The organism is Thiomonas bhubaneswarensis (assembly GCF_001418255.1).
Taxonomy (GTDB): Bacteria; Pseudomonadota; Gammaproteobacteria; order Burkholderiales; family Burkholderiaceae_C; genus Thiomonas; species Thiomonas bhubaneswarensis.
The window spans coordinates 99,892-116,501 of record NZ_LIPV01000009.1; the positions used below are offsets into that span (position 1 = coordinate 99,892).

Below are 16,610 nucleotides of genomic sequence, written 5' to 3' on the forward strand. Positions count from 1 at the left end.
TTGCCCAAGGAGAATCGACATGTCCCTGAATCTCGCCCCCGCATCGCTGAAAGACCGCGTGGTGCTCATCACGGGCGCCTCCTCCGGTTTCGGTGAAGCCACCGCCGAGCTGTTCGCCCAGGCCGGTGCACGTCTGGCCCTGAGCGCACGCCGTGGCGACCGCCTCGACGCCCTTGCCGCCCGCCTGAGCGCACTGGGCTCCGAGGTGCTGGTGCTACCCGCCGACCTGGCCGACATCGGCGCCGCGCAAGCCATCGTGCACGACACCGAAGCGCATTTCGGCCGACTCGACATCCTCGTCAACAACGCCGGGGTGATGTACTTGGAGCCCATCGACAGCGCGGACATGGGGCGCTGGCAGCACATGATCCAGCTGAACCTGCTCGGGCTCATCGCCAGTTGCCAGGCCGCCTTGCCCGGCATGCGCGCGAGAAAAGACGGCCACATTTTCAACATGGCCTCCACCGCGGGGCGTCAGGCCAACCCCAACGGCGGCGGCTACTCAGCCTCGAAATGGGGTGTCGTTGGTTTCAGCGAATCGCTGCGGCGGGAGGTCTACAAAGACAACATCCGCGTCACCGTGATCGAGCCGGGCGTGGCACAGACCGAGCTGCGCGACCATATCGCTCACGCGCCCACGCAGACGGCCCTCAACAGTTGGGCCGACAGCATGCGCCAGTTGCAAAGCGCAGATATTGCCCGCGCCATCGTCTTCTGTGCCGGCCAGCCAGCGCATGTGAACATCAACGAAATCCTGATGCGCCCCACCGACCAGGAGCGCTGAAGCCCTTGCACAACCCAGGAGACCGCAAACCATGATTCATGAACTTGCCGATATTCAGATCAAACCCGGCGTTCAGGCCGAATTCGAAGCCGCCATCGTCCACGGCGTGAACACCGTCATCGCGCAGGCCAAGGGTTTCGAGGGCTACGAAATCCGCAAAGGCATCGAATCGCCCGACCGCTACCTGCTGATGATTCGCTGGACCACGCTGGAAGACCACACCGTGGGCTTCCGCCAGTCCGAGGCCTTCGCGCAATGGCGGGCGATAGTAGGCCCCTACTTCGCCCAGCCGCCGGTGGTACAGCATTTCTCGACCTTGAACCAAGGGTGAAGGCTCAGGAGCCTGTTGGGCTTGGGGCGCGAATGGCAAGAAATGGACCAAAGATTGCCCAATGCTCCGAGACTTCACCTCGTGCCCGTCTTACAGCCGACTGTCTGCATTCGCCCATGAACTCTGCGTATGCTCATCAACGCTGATTTTTCCCGTCGCGCCGTCGTGGCGGCCGATCAGTACTCGTGGGTTGCTTCGCCCCAGGTCGGGGTCGAGCGCGTGATGCTCGATCGCGTGGGGGCTGAGAAGGCACGCTCGACCAGCATCGTGCGCTATGCGCCCGGCTCCCATTTCCCGGCGCATGAACATCCGGGTGGTGAGGAGATTCTGGTGCTGTCGGGCACGTTTTCCGAAGACGGAAGGCACTATCCGGCGGGTTGGTATCTGCGTAATCCACCAGGCTCCAGCCACCAGCCATCCAGCGCAGAGGGTGCGGTCATCTTCGTCAAGCTGCGGCAGATGCGGCCCGGCGAGCAGTGCGCCACGCGTATCGACACAAGCGCCGCATCGGCCTGGACTGTGCGTGACGACCGTGAAGTGTGCCCCTTGTATGCGGACAAGGCGGAGCAGGTCTGCCTGCAGCGCTTGGCGCCGAACCAGGCGCTGTTCACCACCCCACTCGTTGGCGCCGAACTGCTGGTGTTGACCGGCAGTATCGTGATGGATGGCGACTCCTACGACCGCGGCAGTTGGATACGCCTGCCTGCGGGAGCGTATCGCGGAATCGTTGCGGGCCCAGGTGGCGTGACGTTCTATCTCAAGACCGGACGCCTCGGGGAAATGCCGACCGAAACCCGATGATCCAAACTGTGCGCATCGCCATCGTGGGTGGAGGTCTGGCCGGGCTCTATGCCGCCTATCTGCTGGAGCAAAAGGGCATACACGACTACGTGGTCTTGGAAGCTCGCGAGTATTGGGGCGGACGGATCACCACTACGCCCAGCTCTACTGAAAGCTCAGCACTGGATCGCTTCGACCTTGGCCCGACATGGTTCTGGCCCGCTTACCAGCCTCAGCTCGACCGCCTGATCCAGAACCTTGGTCTGGAGCGTTTCGCGCAGCATGAAACGGGAAGCATGCTCGTCGAGCGCACGCCCCACGGCGCACCGGAGCGGATGCCAGGCTACACCTACGCACCGCCGTCGATGCGGCTAATCGGAGGCATGAGCGCATTGATCGACGCCTTGCAGCGGCCTTTGCCACCGCACAAGCTCCTGCTGAATCATCGCGTGCGGCGCATGCGCAGCGAGGGTCAGCATGTCGAACTGGACGCCGAGGCGGCGCCACAGACTCTCACTTTCCGCGTTGAATCTTTGCTTCTGGCGGTACCGCCGCGTCTGGCGGCGACCACGATCGACTTCCTGCCCCCTTTGCCGGAGCCGCTGATGCAGGCCTGGTGCAACACCGCCACCTGGATGGCGCCCCATGCCAAGTATGTGGCCGTGCACGACCAGCCGTTCTGGCGTGCGCAGGGTTTGTCCGGTGAGGCGCGCAGCGCGTGTGGGCCACTCGGCGAAATTCACGATGCGTCCATGCCTGGAGGCAGTGCTGCCCTGTTCGGGTTTTTCGCTCTGCCCGCTGCTGTCCGCAAGGGCATTCCCGAAGAAACGCTGCGAATGCACTGCCGAGCGCAGTTCGCGCGACTGTTCGGAGAACAGGCCGCAACGCCCAGAGCGGACTTCATCAAGGATTGGGCCGCTGATCCCTGGACGGCGACCGAAGCGGATCAGAATGAGGTCAGCCAGCATGGTCTGGCCCCGCAATCCTCTGCGGCAGAAGACCCCTGGCGAGGACGACTCACGGGCATCGCCAGCGAATGGTCACCCCAGTTCCCAGGCTATGTTGCCGGCGCTATCGAAGCGGCTGCGCTCGGCGTTGACAAGCTTTTGCGACAAACGCCATGAAGACCACTTATCGCGCCATGCAAATCGTTCGCCCCGGAGTGCTGGAGCTGACCCAGCGCGACACACCCTCGCCCGGCCTCGGGCAGGTGCTGATCGCAGTCGAGGCCTGCGGTGTGTGCGGCGCCGATGCTGCAGACATCGACCGGGCCACTCCCGCTGAGCAGGCGCCGCGCGTGCCGGGGCATGAAGTCGTCGGGCGTATCGTGATGCTCGGAGAGGGCGTCTCCACGCGCTGGAAGATCGGCCAGCGTGTGGGCGTGGGACGTCTGGGCGGTCATTGCAACGAATGCGAGCCATGTAGACAAGGACGCTTTCAGCTATGCCAGAACCAGCCGGTGGTCGGCAGCAGCTGTGATGGCGGCTATGCCGAAATGCTCTTGGCGCGGAGTACCGGCCTGATCGCCATTCCAGACGAACTCAGTTCAGAGGAAGCCGCCCCCATCCTTTGCGCCGGTATCGCCACCTTCAACGCGCTGAAAAAATGCGGCGCACAGGCGGGCGATACGGTGGCCATTCTGGGCATCGGCGGCTTGGGGCATATGGCGCTCCAGTATGCGCGGCGCATGGGCTTCAGGGTGGTGGCCATAGGGCGCGGAAGTGACATCGCGGCCGATGCGTTGACCCTGGGCGCTCACGTCTACATCGACAACCGCGAAGAAGATGCCGTCGCCAGCCTCAAACGAGTGGGAGGCGCGCAGGCCATCGTGACCACGATCGACGACGCCGCGGTGGTGTCCGCGCTGCTCCCCGCCCTGGCGCCCGAAGGGCGGCTCGTGGTGCTCAATCCGGGCAAGACTCCCCTGCAGGTTCATGGCGGCTTGCTCGTGGGCGGCCAGCGCGGCATCGTCGGCTCGATCACCGGCACGCCTTACGACAGCGAGAAGGCGCTGGCCTTCAGTGCGCTGGTCAACGTGCGGCCTCGCATCGAAGTCCTCCCCCTGGAGATGGCGGCCGAGGCGCTGCGAAGATTACGGTCTGGCGAGGTCAGATACCGCATGGTGCTGACCACCGGGTGACTGAAGCTCCACCGAGGTGGTGCTGCATGAGTCCATGCCGTGCAGCTTGCCGGGTTGCAAGCGCTGGCGACATGACCGCGTTGCCTCAGAAGCGCGATCCACTATCAGGCACCACTGACGAAGAAGGCGCACCACACTGAAGTGCGCCTGTCACAAGATCGAAAGCCTTAAGGCGACGCTGAACAAGTTCGCGTGATGGCGCGGGCCTGGCCGCGGGAGGGGATGCAAGGCGCAAACCACAGCCCTAGCCCAAGCCAGGGCGAGGATTTGCAATGCCGCATACCGCCCGCAACCAGGATGCGCGACGCGCGAAGGACTTGTTCAGCGTTGCCTTAACCCTTCCGACCCCAGTGTGCTTCTGTTGGATAAAAATCAGGCCGAGTTGTTGTCCTCATCCTCATGATCCAACGGTACTTCTCTCATGATGTCGCGCACACCCTCAGGGTCGTCGGTTTTGATTGAACCTGCCAAGACGCTCTTGCAACCCGATGTATGGCGGTCGATGTGGAGCAGGCGCTCCCATCGGCTCATGCATCCCTCCATGACAGGCCGCTTCCTGCGCATTGCTTGTCTCAGTGCGCTGAGCGCGCTGCTCATGTGCAGCGCAGTTGACGCCGCGCAGCCTCCCGCCCCGTCCAGGAAAGACACCACGCCGCTCAATGTGCTGAATCAGCCTCTGCAAAGCTGCAGTAAGGCACCGCTCACGGGCTATTTGCGCAATGGGGCTTGCGAGGTGGGAGACGATGACGCCGGCGTGCATGGGGTCTGTGCTGTCATGAACGCCCGCTTTCTAGCGTTCACCAAATCACAGGGTAACGATCTGACCACCCCCAATCCCGGAACGCGGTTTCCAGGTCTCAAGCCCGGTGAACACTGGTGCGTCTGCGCCGGCCGTTGGCAGCAGGCGCTTGATGCTGGAGTGGCGCCCAAAGTCGTGCTCAAGGCGACCAGCAAACAGGTGTTGAATTCTCTTTTCCTGGACGATCTGGCACGCCACGCGATCGATCCGCCCAAGCGCTTGCCGGAACAACCGATGCCGTCCCGATGAAGGCGAAAGCGAATGTTGGCGCCAGGAAAACTCCTCTCTGAACCACGCCCGTCCCGAGAAAGAACGGTCGGAGCGAGTCTCAAACGCTGGCTCCCGACCGAATCCCAGACTTGCTGTGCCATGCCGCAGCAGGCTCACCCCTAAAACAACAGGCACTGCCAGACGGATGTCTGTGCAGTGCCTGTGGCGCTTCCTTGGGCAGAAGCGTTTCACGCCGCAGCGTGTTGGAGGGTCGGTACAGCTTCCAGAGGTTGGTCGATCGCGCTCCCCCTTGGACTGATGATGACGGCTTCAATCTACGCCGCATTCGAGCGGCATGCAAGTGCTTTCATCTAGCTTGCCGTCGTCAAAGTCGCTTCGGTTCAAGTTGACTTCTGGTCGCGCTGCACGAAACCATCGGCGTGCAATGGGCTCAGGCCAGACCATCAAATGCCAAGCACCGCTAAGTGCTTGGCTTCTTTGAGAACATTTTGGTTGCGGGGGCGGGTTGAACCAACGACCGTCGAGTTTTGAGGCAGAGACATGACCTCCAATTACCCAATCACGAACTTGGCGGAATCGGCAAGCTCAACCGCAGCATGTTCCAGTCGCGACCAGGGCACACCACGCAGGCGGGGGCGCAGAAGTTCAGGTCAAAGTGTCTCTGGTCAGAGCTAAATCAGCTCGGCGGCCCCTTTAGGTGGAACGCTCTCAGGGGCATGACCGCTTCGCGCTCAACCCGAACTCACGCAGCGCCGCAGGAAAGTTGCGGTTCTCATGTCCGGGTCGAGTGAGTTTGTAGAGGGTAAAGCGCTGCAGAGCGGTGAGATCGGCCCATTGGCGCGGTCCATCGAGGGCGATGCCCTTGTCGGCCGCGTTCTGTAACACCCGCTGTGGCGGCGCGGCTTGCTCCCATATTTCTCTTGCCTGCGGCAGCGGCATTCTGACAGCTGCGGAACCGGCTTCACGCGCGATGGCTGTGAGCAGGCGGCGGAGGTAGCGGCGGCGCGTCGCAGGATGGTCTGTGCCGTCGAGAATGAGCCGGGCCCGCGTGAAGAGACTGAAACTCTGCCATTGATGCAGCGACAACTTGATGCGGCAGACATCGAGCTGGTAGCGCACGATCATGGGCATGCAGCACAGCGATGTCGCGTAGTCCGCCTCGAAAGCGAACAGCCGCTGCGCGATCAGCGCCCTCTCTTGCGCGGGCAAGAACGGCGTGGCCTCGTGAGGGCGTACGGCAGTGAAGGCGACAACGGCATTCACGGCACTTGCGGCGCGACCGCCTGCTCTCCCGCATCGGCGGGCGGGTCGACGTAGGGCCCGGTACCGCTGTGCAGGGATTTGGACGCGGGAATGAAGTGCCCGCTCTGCACATCGAAGACATCCACCTGTCCGTCTTCGATGACGTAATGCCAGCCGTGCAGCGTCAGCCTGCGCTCCTCGACGCGGCGTCGCACCATGGGGTAGTCCATCAGGCGTTCGAGCTGAAGAATGACCGCGCGCTGCTCGGTGCGCCGCAACGCCTCGGGGCTGGGTTCGGCCACGGGCAGCATGGCATCCCTGCCCAGATTCAGCCAGGCCTTGAGATGGTGCGCTTCCTCGCAGGTCTCGCCGTAAAGGCCACGGATGGCGCCGCAATGGCTGTGTCCGCACACCACGATGCGCTGAACGCCCAGATTCAGCGTGGCATATTCGATCGCTGCGGCCGTGCCGTGATAGCCCGAGCTGCCGTCGAACGGTGGCACGAAGCCACCGACGTTGCGCACCAGGAACAGCTCCCCCGGACCTGCCCCGGTCAGCAAATAGGGCAAGACGCGCGAGTCCGAGCAGCCGATGAACAGGGTGCTCGGGCGTTGGCCGTCGTGCACCAGGTTTTCAAAGGTCGTTTGATACGCCGGAAAGCTGTCGGTATGGAAGCGGCGCAGCCGGGTGAGGAATTCATCGGGCATGGTCGTCCTCGATGGACAGAAAGCTGACAAAGCTGTCCGGCGCTGGGCGCGGGCGGATGGGCTTGCTGCGGCCTACGGTGCCGATGGCGATGAAGCACACCGCGCTTTCGTGGTCGCGCAGCGCGAACAAGCGGCGCAACGCCGTGGTTTGCATCGACTGGCCGCTGACCAGCCCGGAGCCGAAACCATCGGCGTGCGCGCTCAGCAGCATGTTCTGCAGCGCGCACCCCAGCGAGACGAGCCGCTCAGCCAGGGGAATTTCGGGATGATCGTCCGCCCCCTCGCGAACGATCGCCAGGGCGACGAAGGGTGCGCGATGAGCCTTGTCCCGCGCTTCGGCGAGTTCCTTCTCGCTCGCACTGGGATCACGCTCCAGCAAGGTCTGGGCAAACACTTCGCCAAGCGCCGCCCTGGCTTGCACGGGCACCACGACGAAGCGCCAGGGCAGGATTTGCCCATGGTCGGGTGCCGCCGCTGCGGCTTCGAAGTAGGACTGCACCTGCGCCGCACTCGGGCCGGGGCTGAACAGCCGTCTGGGAGCGCGCTGCTGCCGGGTGCGGATCAGCGTGGCGGTGAGATCGGCGACCTCGCTGTGCCGGTCTGCGACCGGCACCGACGGGTCGGCAAGCATGGAATCGGACATGGGGTATTCCTTGCCGCGTGCGCTTTCAGTGGACAGGCGCCGGGCAGGCCACGGCATCAGCGGTCTCCGCATCGGGTTCCGCATGAGCCTGCAGATCCTGGGCATACAGCTGCAGCGCGCGCACCAGCGATTGCTGCCGCAGCGCCTGCGCGATCTGCGCATGAACATGCTCGAACGGCGGCAGCTGTCCGTGTGCGATGCGGGCGATGCGCACCACGTGCAATCCGAAACGCGTCCGCACCAGGTGGGGCAGCAGGCCCGGTTGTCCAAATTCCATCAAGGCCTTCCAGAACTCGGGCACGCACTGGTCGGCGGTAAGTTGCCCCAGATTGCCTCCGACCTGCCCCGACGGGCAGTTGGAAAGACCGCGCGCCATTTCGGCAAAGCCGCTGGCATCAGCCATCAGGGCATAGAGGGTGTCTTCGGCCTTGACGCGCAGCGCGTCGATCGGGGTGGACGGCGTGACGGCAAACAGAATGTGATCGGCCTCGACCATGTCGCCCTGGCGCAATGCATCGGCGTGCTGGGCGTAGTAGCGCCTGCATTCCTCTTCGCCGGGCTCGGGAGTTTGCACATCGTGCTGCAGCACGGCTTCGAGCAGGGTTTCATCATCCTGCGGCGCAAGACCGAGCTCGGCAGCGCGCTGGCGCAGGCGGGCCAGCGCGGCCTCGACTTCGGGCATGGGTGGTATCTGTGTAGTGTTCATGATGGCCTTCCTTGATCAGCGTTTGCTGCGCACCAGTTGCCACGGGCGCAGCAGATAGCCCACCGAGGCAAATCCGCTCCAGATGTGCACCAATCGGGTAAAGGGGAAGATGAGGAACAGCGTCAGCCCGAAGAAGATGTGCACTTTGAACAGCCACGAGGCGTTCTGAATGTACCCAGCTGCCTGGATGCCCTGAAAGGTGACGATGTGCTTGGCCCAGTCCATCAGCTCGAGCATTTCGGCGCCGTCGGTATGTTGCGCCGAGACGAAGATGGTCGACAGTCCGAGCAGCAGGGTGGCCAGGATCCACAGCAGCGTCACCCAGTCCATGGGCTTGGTGTTGGCTGCGATGCGCGGATCGGACAGGCGGCGCCAGATCAGCAGCACCAGGCCGATGAAAATCAGCACACCCAGAGCACCGCCAGTGACCATGGCGATGATCTGCTTGTCGTGCGGCTCCAGCCCCAGCGCTTCGAAAAATGCCAATGGAGTGAGCAGACCGAACAGATGGCCGAAGAACAGGCCGATGATGCCAATGTGAAACAGGTTCGACCCCCAGCGCAGGGTGCCGGTGCGCAGCATCTGGCTCGATTCGCTGCGCCACAGATACTGGTCACGGTCGAAGCGCACCAGACTGACCCCGAGGAAAATGGTGCCGGCGATGTAGGGGTACACGCCGAAGAAAAAGTCGTTCCAGTTCATGATGTCAAACTCCTTGCGACTGCGGCTGCGTGGCGCGCGGGATGAATTGCACGGTCTGCACGGAAGGCACCGTGTGTTGCGGATTGCAGGCGCCGAGAAAGTCGACGGGCTCCTCGGCCCATACGGCGTCCAGGCCCGCGGGCGTCCAGTCGGGTGGCAGCCCTTCCTTGCGCACATCGCGCGGGCCGGGCGTGGGTGAGCGCATCTCCTGCGCGGCATCGTGCTCGATCAGATCGCGCCAGTCTGCCTTCCCCGCAAGGCGGCAGACTGCTGCAGTGGCAGCCATCCACGGTGATTCCCGACGGTCGAGCGCGGCAGTGAGATGCGCCACCAGGAGCGCGACCTCTTCCAGCGCTTCACGCGCCGCGCTCGTGTCGAGAACCGAGCAATATTCAAGATAGACCGGCAGGTAGTCGGGCAGCTCTCTGGCTTGCAGATCGAGCCCGACCTCCCTGTATTGCGACAGCAGATCGACCATGGCCTGACCACGATCACGCGAGTCGCCAAAGACATGCTCGAACAGGTTCAGCGAGGTGCTGCGACCCCGGTCGAAGGTGTCGACGAATTCGGCCTGCAGGTCCATCAGATCGGTTTCGGCCATGTGGGCAAGCAGAGCCTGCAGCGATTCGCGCGTCTGTGGCGTGGCGGGCTCAAGGGGTCGCAGCAACGCGTCAAGCTCGGCCAGATGCGGTTGCAAGCCTTCGCCCGGGTAGTCGAGCAGCAACGCCAGGGCGCGCAGATGTCGGGATAGGTCTTGCATGATCACATCTCCGCTTTGATGGCAAAGGTGCGGCGCTTCTTGCCGCTGAACAGCGAAGGCGCGGACTCGCCGTCGGAGCAACCGTTGCCGAAGGTGAAACCGCAGGAACCCTTGAGATCGAAGGCGTTTTCGGCATATTCGCGATGCGCCGTGGGAATGACGAAGCGGTCTTCGTAATTGGCGATGCCCAGAATGCGATACATGTCCTCCACCTTGTCGGCCGGCATGCCGACCTGCTCGATGGCAGCGACATCGGCCTGCCCGTCCACATGCTTGCCGCGCATGTAGGCGCGCATGGCCAGCATGCGTTCGAGCGCGCGCTGCACCGGCGCGGTGTCGCCAGCGGTGAGCAGATTGGCGAGGTACTGCAACGGAATGCGCAGTTGGGACACGTCGGGCAAGGCGCCGTGGTCACTGACCATGCCGCTTTGCACCGCGGTCTGGATGGGCGACAGCGGCGGCACGTACCACACCATCGGCAGGGTGCGGTATTCCGGGTGCAGAGGCAGGGCGATCTTCCAGTCCATCGCCATTTTGTAGACCGGCGAGCGGCGGGCTGCGTCGAGCCAGGCATCGGGCACGCCGTCGCGCCGTGCCTGAGCGATGACCTGCGGGTCGTGCGGGTCGAGGAAGATGCCGAGTTGCGCCTCGTACAGATCTTTCTCATTGGCCACGCTGGCCGCTTCTTCGATGCGGTCGGCGTCGTACAGCAGCACGCCCAGATAGCGGATGCGGCCTACGCAGGTCTCCGAGCACACCGTGGGCTGCCCAGCCTCGATGCGCGGATAGCAGAAGATGCACTTCTCCGACTTGCCGCTTTCCCAGTTGTAGTAAATCTTCTTGTACGGGCAGGCCGAGACACACATCCGCCAGCCGCGGCACTTGTCCTGGTCGATCAGCACGATGCCGTCTTCCTCGCGCTTGTAGATGGCTCCCGATGGGCAGGAGGCCACGCAGGCCGGGTTCAGGCAGTGCTCGCACAGCCGGGGCAGGTACATCATGAAGGTCTTTTCGAACTCGCCGTAAATCTCCTTCTGCATCGCCTCGAAGTTGGCGTCGCGGCTGCGTTTGGCGAACTCACCGCCGAGAATCTCCTCCCAGTTCGGCCCCCATTCGATCTTTTCCATGCGCTGGCCGCTGATCAGACTGCGCGGCCGTGCCGTGGGCGCCGCCTTCAGCTCGGGGGCCTTGTGCAGATGCTCGTAGTCGAAGGTGAAGGGCTCGTAATAGGCGTCGATTTCCGGCAGGTTGGGATTGGCGAAAATCTTCATCAGGATGGACAGGCGCGAGCCCTGGCGCGGCTGCAGCTTGCCGCCCGCTGTGCGGATCCAGCCGCCTTTCCACTTGTCCTGGTTTTCCCATTCCTTGGGGTAACCGATGCCGGGCTTGGACTCGACATTGTTGAACCAGGCGTATTCCATGCCTGGGCGCGAAGTCCAGACCTGTTTGCAGGTCACGGAACAGGTGTGGCAGCCGATGCATTTGTCGAGGTTGAGCACCATGCCGATCTGGGCGCGAACTTTCATTGTGTTTCTCCTGGGGGCGTGGGGTCAGGCTTGCGGTTCGATGTGGTGCGGGCGCTCGTGGCTGTACGCCGGGCCAACAGGCTCGTCCATCCAGTCCACCTTGTCCATCTTGCGCACGATGCAGAACTCGTCGCGGTTGGCGCCGACCGTGCCGTAATAGTTGAAGCCGTAGGCCTGCTGGGCATAGCCACCGATCATGTGCGTGGGCTTGGTGACGATGCGGGTGACGGCGTTGTGGATGCCGCCGCGCGCCTTGGTGACTTCGGAGGCCGGGGTATTCACGATGCGCTCCTGCGCGTGATACATCATCGCCATGCCGGGCTTGACCCGCTGGCTGACCACGGCGCGTGCGGCGATCGCGCCGTTGGCGTTGAACACCTCGATCCAGTCGTTGTCGACAATGCCAGCCACCTTGGCGTCGTCTTCCGAAATCCATACGCACGGGCCGCCCCGGCTCAGGGTGAGCAGGATCAGGTTTTCGGTGTAGGTGCTGTGGAAGCCCCATTTCTGATGCGGGGTGATCCAGTTCAGCACGATTTCCTTGTTGCCGTTGCCGAACTTGCCCAGCACCGGTTGCACCGCCTTGAGGTTGACCGGCGGGCGATAGCTGGCGAAGCCCTCGCCGAAGGCCAGCATCCAGGCATGGTCCTGATAGAACTGCTGGCGGCCGCTCAGCGTGCGCCACGGGATGTATTCGTGGACGTTGGTGTAGCCGGCGTTGTAGCAAATCTTCTCGTCCTCGATGCCCGACCAGGTGGGCGAGGTGATGATCTTGCGCGGCTGCGCCTGGATGTCGCGGAAGCGGATCTTCTCGTGCTCCTTCGGAATCGCCAGATGCGTATGGTCGCGCCCGGTGATCTTGGACAGCGCCTCCCAGGCCTTGACCGCCACATGGCCGTTGGTCTCCGGCGCCAGCATCATGATGGTCTCGGCTGCCTCGATGTCGGTCAGGATGCGCGGGCGGTCCTTGGTGGCGCCGTCCTCTGACACGGTGCCATTGAGCTCGGCCAAGGCCTTGACTTCGTCTTCGGTGTTCCAGGCAATGCCCTTGCCGCCATTGCCCACCTTGTCCATCAGCGGGCCAAGCGAGGTGAAGCGCTTGAAGGTGTTGGGGTAGTCGTGCTCGACGACGGTGATCTGCGGCGCGGTCTTGCCAGGGATCAGGTCGCATTCGCCTTTTTTCCATTCGCGCACCGCCATGGCCTGGCCGAGTTCAGCAGGGGTGTCGTGCATCAGCGGGGTCAGCACCACGTCCTGTTCCACCCCGAGGTGGCCGACGCAGACCTCGGAAAACTTGTGTGCGAAGCCCTTGAAGATCTCCCAGTCCGAACGCGCCTCCCACGAGGGATCGACCGCAGCCGACAGCGGATGGATGAACGGATGCATGTCGGTGGTGTTGAGGTCGTTCTTCTCGTACCAGGTGGCTGCCGGCAGCACGATGTCGGAGAACAGGCAGGTGGTGCTCATGCGGAAGTCCAGCGTGACAAGCAGGTCGAGCTTGCCCTCGGGCGCTTTGTCGTGCCACTGCACCTCGTGCGGGCGACCGTCGGCGGCACTCAGTTCCGTGTCGAGAACGCCGTTCTGCGCGCCCAGCAGATGCTTGAGAAAGTACTCCGAGCCCTTGCCCGACGAGCCCAGCAGGTTGGAGCGCCAGACAAACAGATTGCGCGGCCAGTTCACCGGGTTGTCCGGGTCTTCGCAGCTCATGCGCAGGCTGCCGTCCTTCAGTCCCTTGACCACGTAGTCCTTCGGGGACATGCCCGCCGCCGCGGCGTCGCGCGCCAGATGCAGCGGGTTGGTCTGCAGTTGCGGCGCTGAGGGCAGCCAGCCCATGCGTTCGGCGCGCACGTTGTAGTCGATCATGCTGCCGCCGAATGCCTTGGGGTCGGCCAGAGGCGAGAGGATTTCGTCGACGCCCAGCTTTTCGTAGCGCCACTGGTCGGTGTGGGCATACCAAAAGCTGGTGGAGTTCATCTGCCGTGGCGGGCGCCCCCAGTCCAGCGCGAAGGCCAGGGCGGTCCAGCCGGTTTGCGGACGCAGCTTCTCCTGGCCGACGTAATGCGCCCAACCGCCTCCGGGCACACCGATGCAACCGCACATCATCAGCATGTTCATGATGGCGCGGTAATGCATGTCCATGTGGTACCAGTGGTTCAGGCCCGCGCCCAGAATGACCATCGAGGTGCCGTGGGTCTTGTGGGCGTTGGTCGCGAACTCGCGAGCGATGCGCACCACCACATCGGCCGGAACGCCGGTGATGGGCTGCTGCCATGCCGGGGTGTACGGCACGTTGTCGGCATAGCTCTTGGCGCAGGGATTGGGCTCATCGCCCAGGCCACGGTCGATGCCGTAATGCGCGGCCATCAGGTCATAGACCGAGGCCACCTTGACGTCCTGCGCATGGCCTTCGGCGTCGACCAGTTGCAGCACGCGGTAAGGCACCTTGCGCACCAGCACGTCGTCCTGCACATTGCCGGGGTGATGCTCGGCGGGCACGCCGCCGAAGTAGGGGAAGCCGACTTCGGCCACGCCCTCTTTCATGTCGATCAGGCTGAGGGCGAGCTGGGTGTCGGAGCCGTCAAGTGCGTCGCGTGCTTCCAGATTCCATTTGCCCACCATGTCGCCCTGCTCGCCCCAGCGAAAGCCGACCGAGCCATGCGGCAGCGCGACCTTGCCGTCGGCGTTCAGCGCGACGGTCTTCCACTCGGGGTTGTTGGCCTGGCCGAGCTTGTCGGCGAAATCGCTGGCCCGTACATAGCGGTCGGCGGCCAGTACCTTGCGGCCCCCGGTAATCTCGCGCTCTTCCAGCCGCACCAGAAGCGGCATGTCGGTGTATTTGCGGCAATAGTCGATGAAGTAATCCGACTTGTGTTCGCCGAAGTGAAACTCGCGCAGCATCACATGGCCCATGGCCATGGCCAGAGCGGAGTCGGTGCCCTGCTTGGGGTGCACCCATTCGTCGCTGAGCTTGGCGACTTCGGAATAGTCGGGCGACACCGCCACGGTCTTGGCGCCACGATAGCGCGCCTCGGTGTAGAAGTGCGCGTCGGGCGTGCGGGTCTGCGGCACGTTCGAGCCCCAGGCCATGATGTAGTTGGAGTTGAACCACTCGGCCGATTCGGCCACGTCGGTCTGTTCGCCCCACACCTGCGGCGAGGCCGGGGGCAGATCGCAATACCAGTCGTAGAAGCTGCCCGGCACGCCGCCGATCAGGTTGAGGTAGCGCGAGCCCGCGGCATACGACACCATCGACATGGCCGGAATCGGCGAGAAGCCGTAGATGCGATCCGGGCCGTAAGTCTTGATGGTGTAGACGTTGGCCGCGGTGATGATCTCGTTGACCTCGTCCCAATGCGCGCGCACGAAGCCGCCCATGCCGCGCAATTTCTGGTATTCGCTGCGCTTGGCCTTGTCCTGCACGATGCTGGCCCAGGCGTCCACCGGGTCGAGGGTCTTGCGCGCTTCGCGCCACATTTTCATCAGACGGCCGCGCACCATGGGGTACTTCACCCGGTTGGCCGAATAGAGATACCAGCTCGCCGAAGCCCCGCGCTGGCAGCCGCGCGGCTCGTGGTTGGGCATGTCGGGACGGGTGCGCGGATAGTCGGTCTGCTGCGTCTCCCAGGTGACGATGCCGCCCTTCACGTAAATCTTCCACGAGCAAGAGCCGGTGCAGTTGGCGCCGTGGGTCGAGCGCACGATCTTGTCGTGCTGCCAGCGGCCGCGATAGGCGTCTTCCCAGGTACGGTCTTCGGTGGTGACTTCGCCGTGCCCATCGGCGAACTTCTGGCGCGATTTGGCAAAGTGGGTGAGGCGGTCGAGAAAGTGACTCATATCGGTCTCCTTGGATTCAGGGATCAGCAGGGCATGGGGGCGTTCTTGCGGCTGTAGTTCCACCAGGTGACCAGCACGCACAACACATAGAAGGCGATGAAGCCGTACAGCGCAGCCTGGGGACCGCCGGTCATGGAAATCGAGGTGCCATAGCTCTTCGGGATGAAGAAGGCGCCATAGGCCGCGACGGCGGAGGTGAAGCCAATCACCGCGGCTGCCTCCTTGTTGGCGTCTTTGACCGCCTGCTCCTGTGCGGCCGGGCCCTGGCCTTGCGCAGCGCGCTTGCGATCGGTGAGGAAGATCACCGGAATCATGCGGAAGGTCGAGCCGTTGCCGATGCCCGCAGTGGCGAACAGCAGAATGAAGGCGGCCAGAAAGCCGGTGAAGTTTCCACCCACGCCACCATGGGGCAGGAAATACAGCACAGCAACGACACCCAGCGCCATGAGGATGAAGTTCCAGAAGGTCACGCGGGCGCCGCCGAGCTTGTCCGCCAGCCAGCCACCGACCGGGCGAATGAGAGCGCCGACGAAGGGGCCGAGCCAGGCATAGTCGAGTGCGACGATGTCGGGAAACTGCGACTTGATCAGCAGCGGGAACCCGGCGGAATAGCCGATGAACGAGCCGAAGGTGCCGGTGTAGAGCAAGCTCATGATCCAGGTGTGGCTGCGCTTGAAAATGACGGCCTGATCGGCAAACGAAGCCTTGGCCTCCGCCAGATCATTCATGCCGAACCACGCAGCCAGCGTGGCGGCGATGATGAAGGGCACCCACACCAGACCGGCGTTCTGCAGCCAGAGCTGGGTGGACTTGCCGTTGGCGACCGCAGTCTGCGGATCGCCGCTAAGCACGCCATAGATCGCCGCAGTGATGACCAGCGGCACGATGAACTGGACGATGGACACGCCGAGATTGCCCAGACCGGCATTCAGCCCGAGCGCCAGGCCTTTCTGCGCCTTGGGAAAGAAGAAGTTGATGTTCGCCATCGACGAGGCGAAGTTGCCGCCGCCAAAACCGCTGAGCAGCGCCAGGATGACGAAGATCTCATACGGCGTATTCGGGTTCTGCACCGCGTAATAGATGCCCAGCGCGGGCAGCAGCAGCGAGGCAGTGGAAATCGCCGTCCAGCGCCTGCCGCCGAAAATCGGCACCATAAAGCTGTAGAAAATGCGCAGCGTGGCGCCGAACAGGCCGGGCAGCGCGGCCAGCCAGAACAACTGGTTGGTGGAGAACTTGAACCCCACCTGCGGCAGCTTGACGACGACCACCGACCACACCATCCACACCGCGAAGGCGAGGGTCAATGCCGGGATGGAAATCCATAGATTGCGCTGGGCAACCATCTGGCCTTCGCTCTTCCAGAAGGCCGCGTCTTCCGGGTTCCAATGTTTGATCACATGACTGGACATGTTGACTCTCCTGGGA

Annotated in this window: 15 protein-coding genes; 6 read left to right on the forward strand and 9 right to left on the reverse strand. The window is 63.5% G+C overall.

The annotated features are described in order from the left end of the window. Positions 1-19: 19 nt before the first annotated feature. The 6 genes from ASC45_RS12380 (at position 20) to ASC45_RS12405 (ending at position 5,083) form a co-directional block, all read left to right on the forward strand. Positions 20-784: an SDR family oxidoreductase gene (locus ASC45_RS12380; protein WP_055451346.1), complete on the forward strand. Its 765-nt coding sequence runs from the start codon at positions 20-22 to the stop codon at positions 782-784. Positions 785-815: 31 nt separating this feature from the next. Continuing rightward, on the forward strand, positions 816-1,115 hold the full coding sequence (locus ASC45_RS12385; protein ID WP_055451347.1) for an antibiotic biosynthesis monooxygenase family protein: 300 nt from the start codon (positions 816-818) through the stop codon (positions 1,113-1,115). Positions 1,116-1,244: 129 nt separating this feature from the next. Further along, positions 1,245-1,916, forward strand: coding sequence for a cupin domain-containing protein (locus ASC45_RS12390; RefSeq protein ID WP_055451348.1), 672 nt, complete (start codon positions 1,245-1,247; stop codon positions 1,914-1,916). Then, positions 1,916-3,019, forward strand: a complete 1,104-nt coding sequence (locus ASC45_RS12395) for a flavin monoamine oxidase family protein (protein WP_174514724.1) — start codon at positions 1,916-1,918, stop codon at positions 3,017-3,019. The genes ASC45_RS12390 and ASC45_RS12395 overlap by 1 nt, the downstream gene beginning before the upstream one ends. After that, on the forward strand, positions 3,016-4,035 hold the full coding sequence (locus ASC45_RS12400; RefSeq protein WP_055451350.1) for an alcohol dehydrogenase catalytic domain-containing protein: 1,020 nt from the start codon (positions 3,016-3,018) through the stop codon (positions 4,033-4,035). Before ASC45_RS12395 ends, ASC45_RS12400 begins: the two co-directional genes overlap by 4 nt. Positions 4,036-4,576: 541 nt before the next feature. Continuing rightward, the gene (locus tag ASC45_RS12405; RefSeq protein WP_342665705.1) at positions 4,577-5,083 is read left to right on the forward strand and encodes a DUF2237 family protein; all 507 of its coding nucleotides are present in this window, start codon (positions 4,577-4,579) and stop codon (positions 5,081-5,083) included. A gap of 690 nt (positions 5,084-5,773) precedes the next feature. On the opposite strand, the gene ASC45_RS12410 is transcribed toward ASC45_RS12405, so the two are convergent. From ASC45_RS12410 to ASC45_RS12450, 9 genes are read right to left on the reverse strand one after another with little or no spacing between them, the layout of a single operon-like run. Further along, a complete protein-coding gene (locus ASC45_RS12410) occupies positions 5,774-6,328 on the reverse strand; it encodes a nitrate reductase associated protein (RefSeq protein WP_055451351.1) in 555 nt (184 codons plus the stop codon). Continuing rightward, entirely contained in the window at positions 6,325-7,014 is a 690-nt protein-coding gene (locus ASC45_RS12415; RefSeq protein ID WP_055451352.1) for a carbonic anhydrase, read from the reverse strand. The genes ASC45_RS12410 and ASC45_RS12415 overlap by 4 nt, the downstream gene beginning before the upstream one ends. Next, positions 7,004-7,657 carry a nitroreductase family protein gene (locus tag ASC45_RS12420; RefSeq protein WP_055451404.1) on the reverse strand — a complete coding sequence of 218 codons (654 nt, stop codon included), beginning with the start codon at positions 7,655-7,657 and terminating at the stop codon, positions 7,004-7,006. The genes ASC45_RS12415 and ASC45_RS12420 overlap by 11 nt, the downstream gene beginning before the upstream one ends. A gap of 25 nt (positions 7,658-7,682) precedes the next feature. After that, positions 7,683-8,363 (reverse strand): peptidylprolyl isomerase, encoded by a 681-nt coding sequence (locus tag ASC45_RS12425; RefSeq protein ID WP_055451353.1) that lies wholly within the window; start codon positions 8,361-8,363, stop codon positions 7,683-7,685. A 15-nt stretch (positions 8,364-8,378) separates the two neighbouring features. Beyond that, entirely contained in the window at positions 8,379-9,065 is a 687-nt protein-coding gene (gene narI, locus ASC45_RS12430; protein WP_055451354.1) for a respiratory nitrate reductase subunit gamma, read from the reverse strand. 4 nt (positions 9,066-9,069) lie between these two features. Further along, the gene (gene narJ / locus ASC45_RS12435; RefSeq protein ID WP_055451355.1) at positions 9,070-9,825 is read right to left on the reverse strand and encodes a nitrate reductase molybdenum cofactor assembly chaperone; all 756 of its coding nucleotides are present in this window, start codon (positions 9,823-9,825) and stop codon (positions 9,070-9,072) included. A 2-nt stretch (positions 9,826-9,827) separates the two neighbouring features. Further along, entirely contained in the window at positions 9,828-11,351 is a 1,524-nt protein-coding gene (narH, locus tag ASC45_RS12440) for a nitrate reductase subunit beta (protein WP_055451356.1), read from the reverse strand. 24 nt (positions 11,352-11,375) lie between these two features. Continuing rightward, positions 11,376-15,185 (reverse strand): nitrate reductase subunit alpha, encoded by a 3,810-nt coding sequence (locus tag ASC45_RS12445; RefSeq protein ID WP_055451357.1) that lies wholly within the window; start codon positions 15,183-15,185, stop codon positions 11,376-11,378. Between the two features lie 23 nt (positions 15,186-15,208). After that, on the reverse strand, positions 15,209-16,594 hold the full coding sequence (locus ASC45_RS12450) for a NarK family nitrate/nitrite MFS transporter (RefSeq protein WP_055451358.1): 1,386 nt from the start codon (positions 16,592-16,594) through the stop codon (positions 15,209-15,211). Positions 16,595-16,610: the final 16 nt, after the last annotated feature.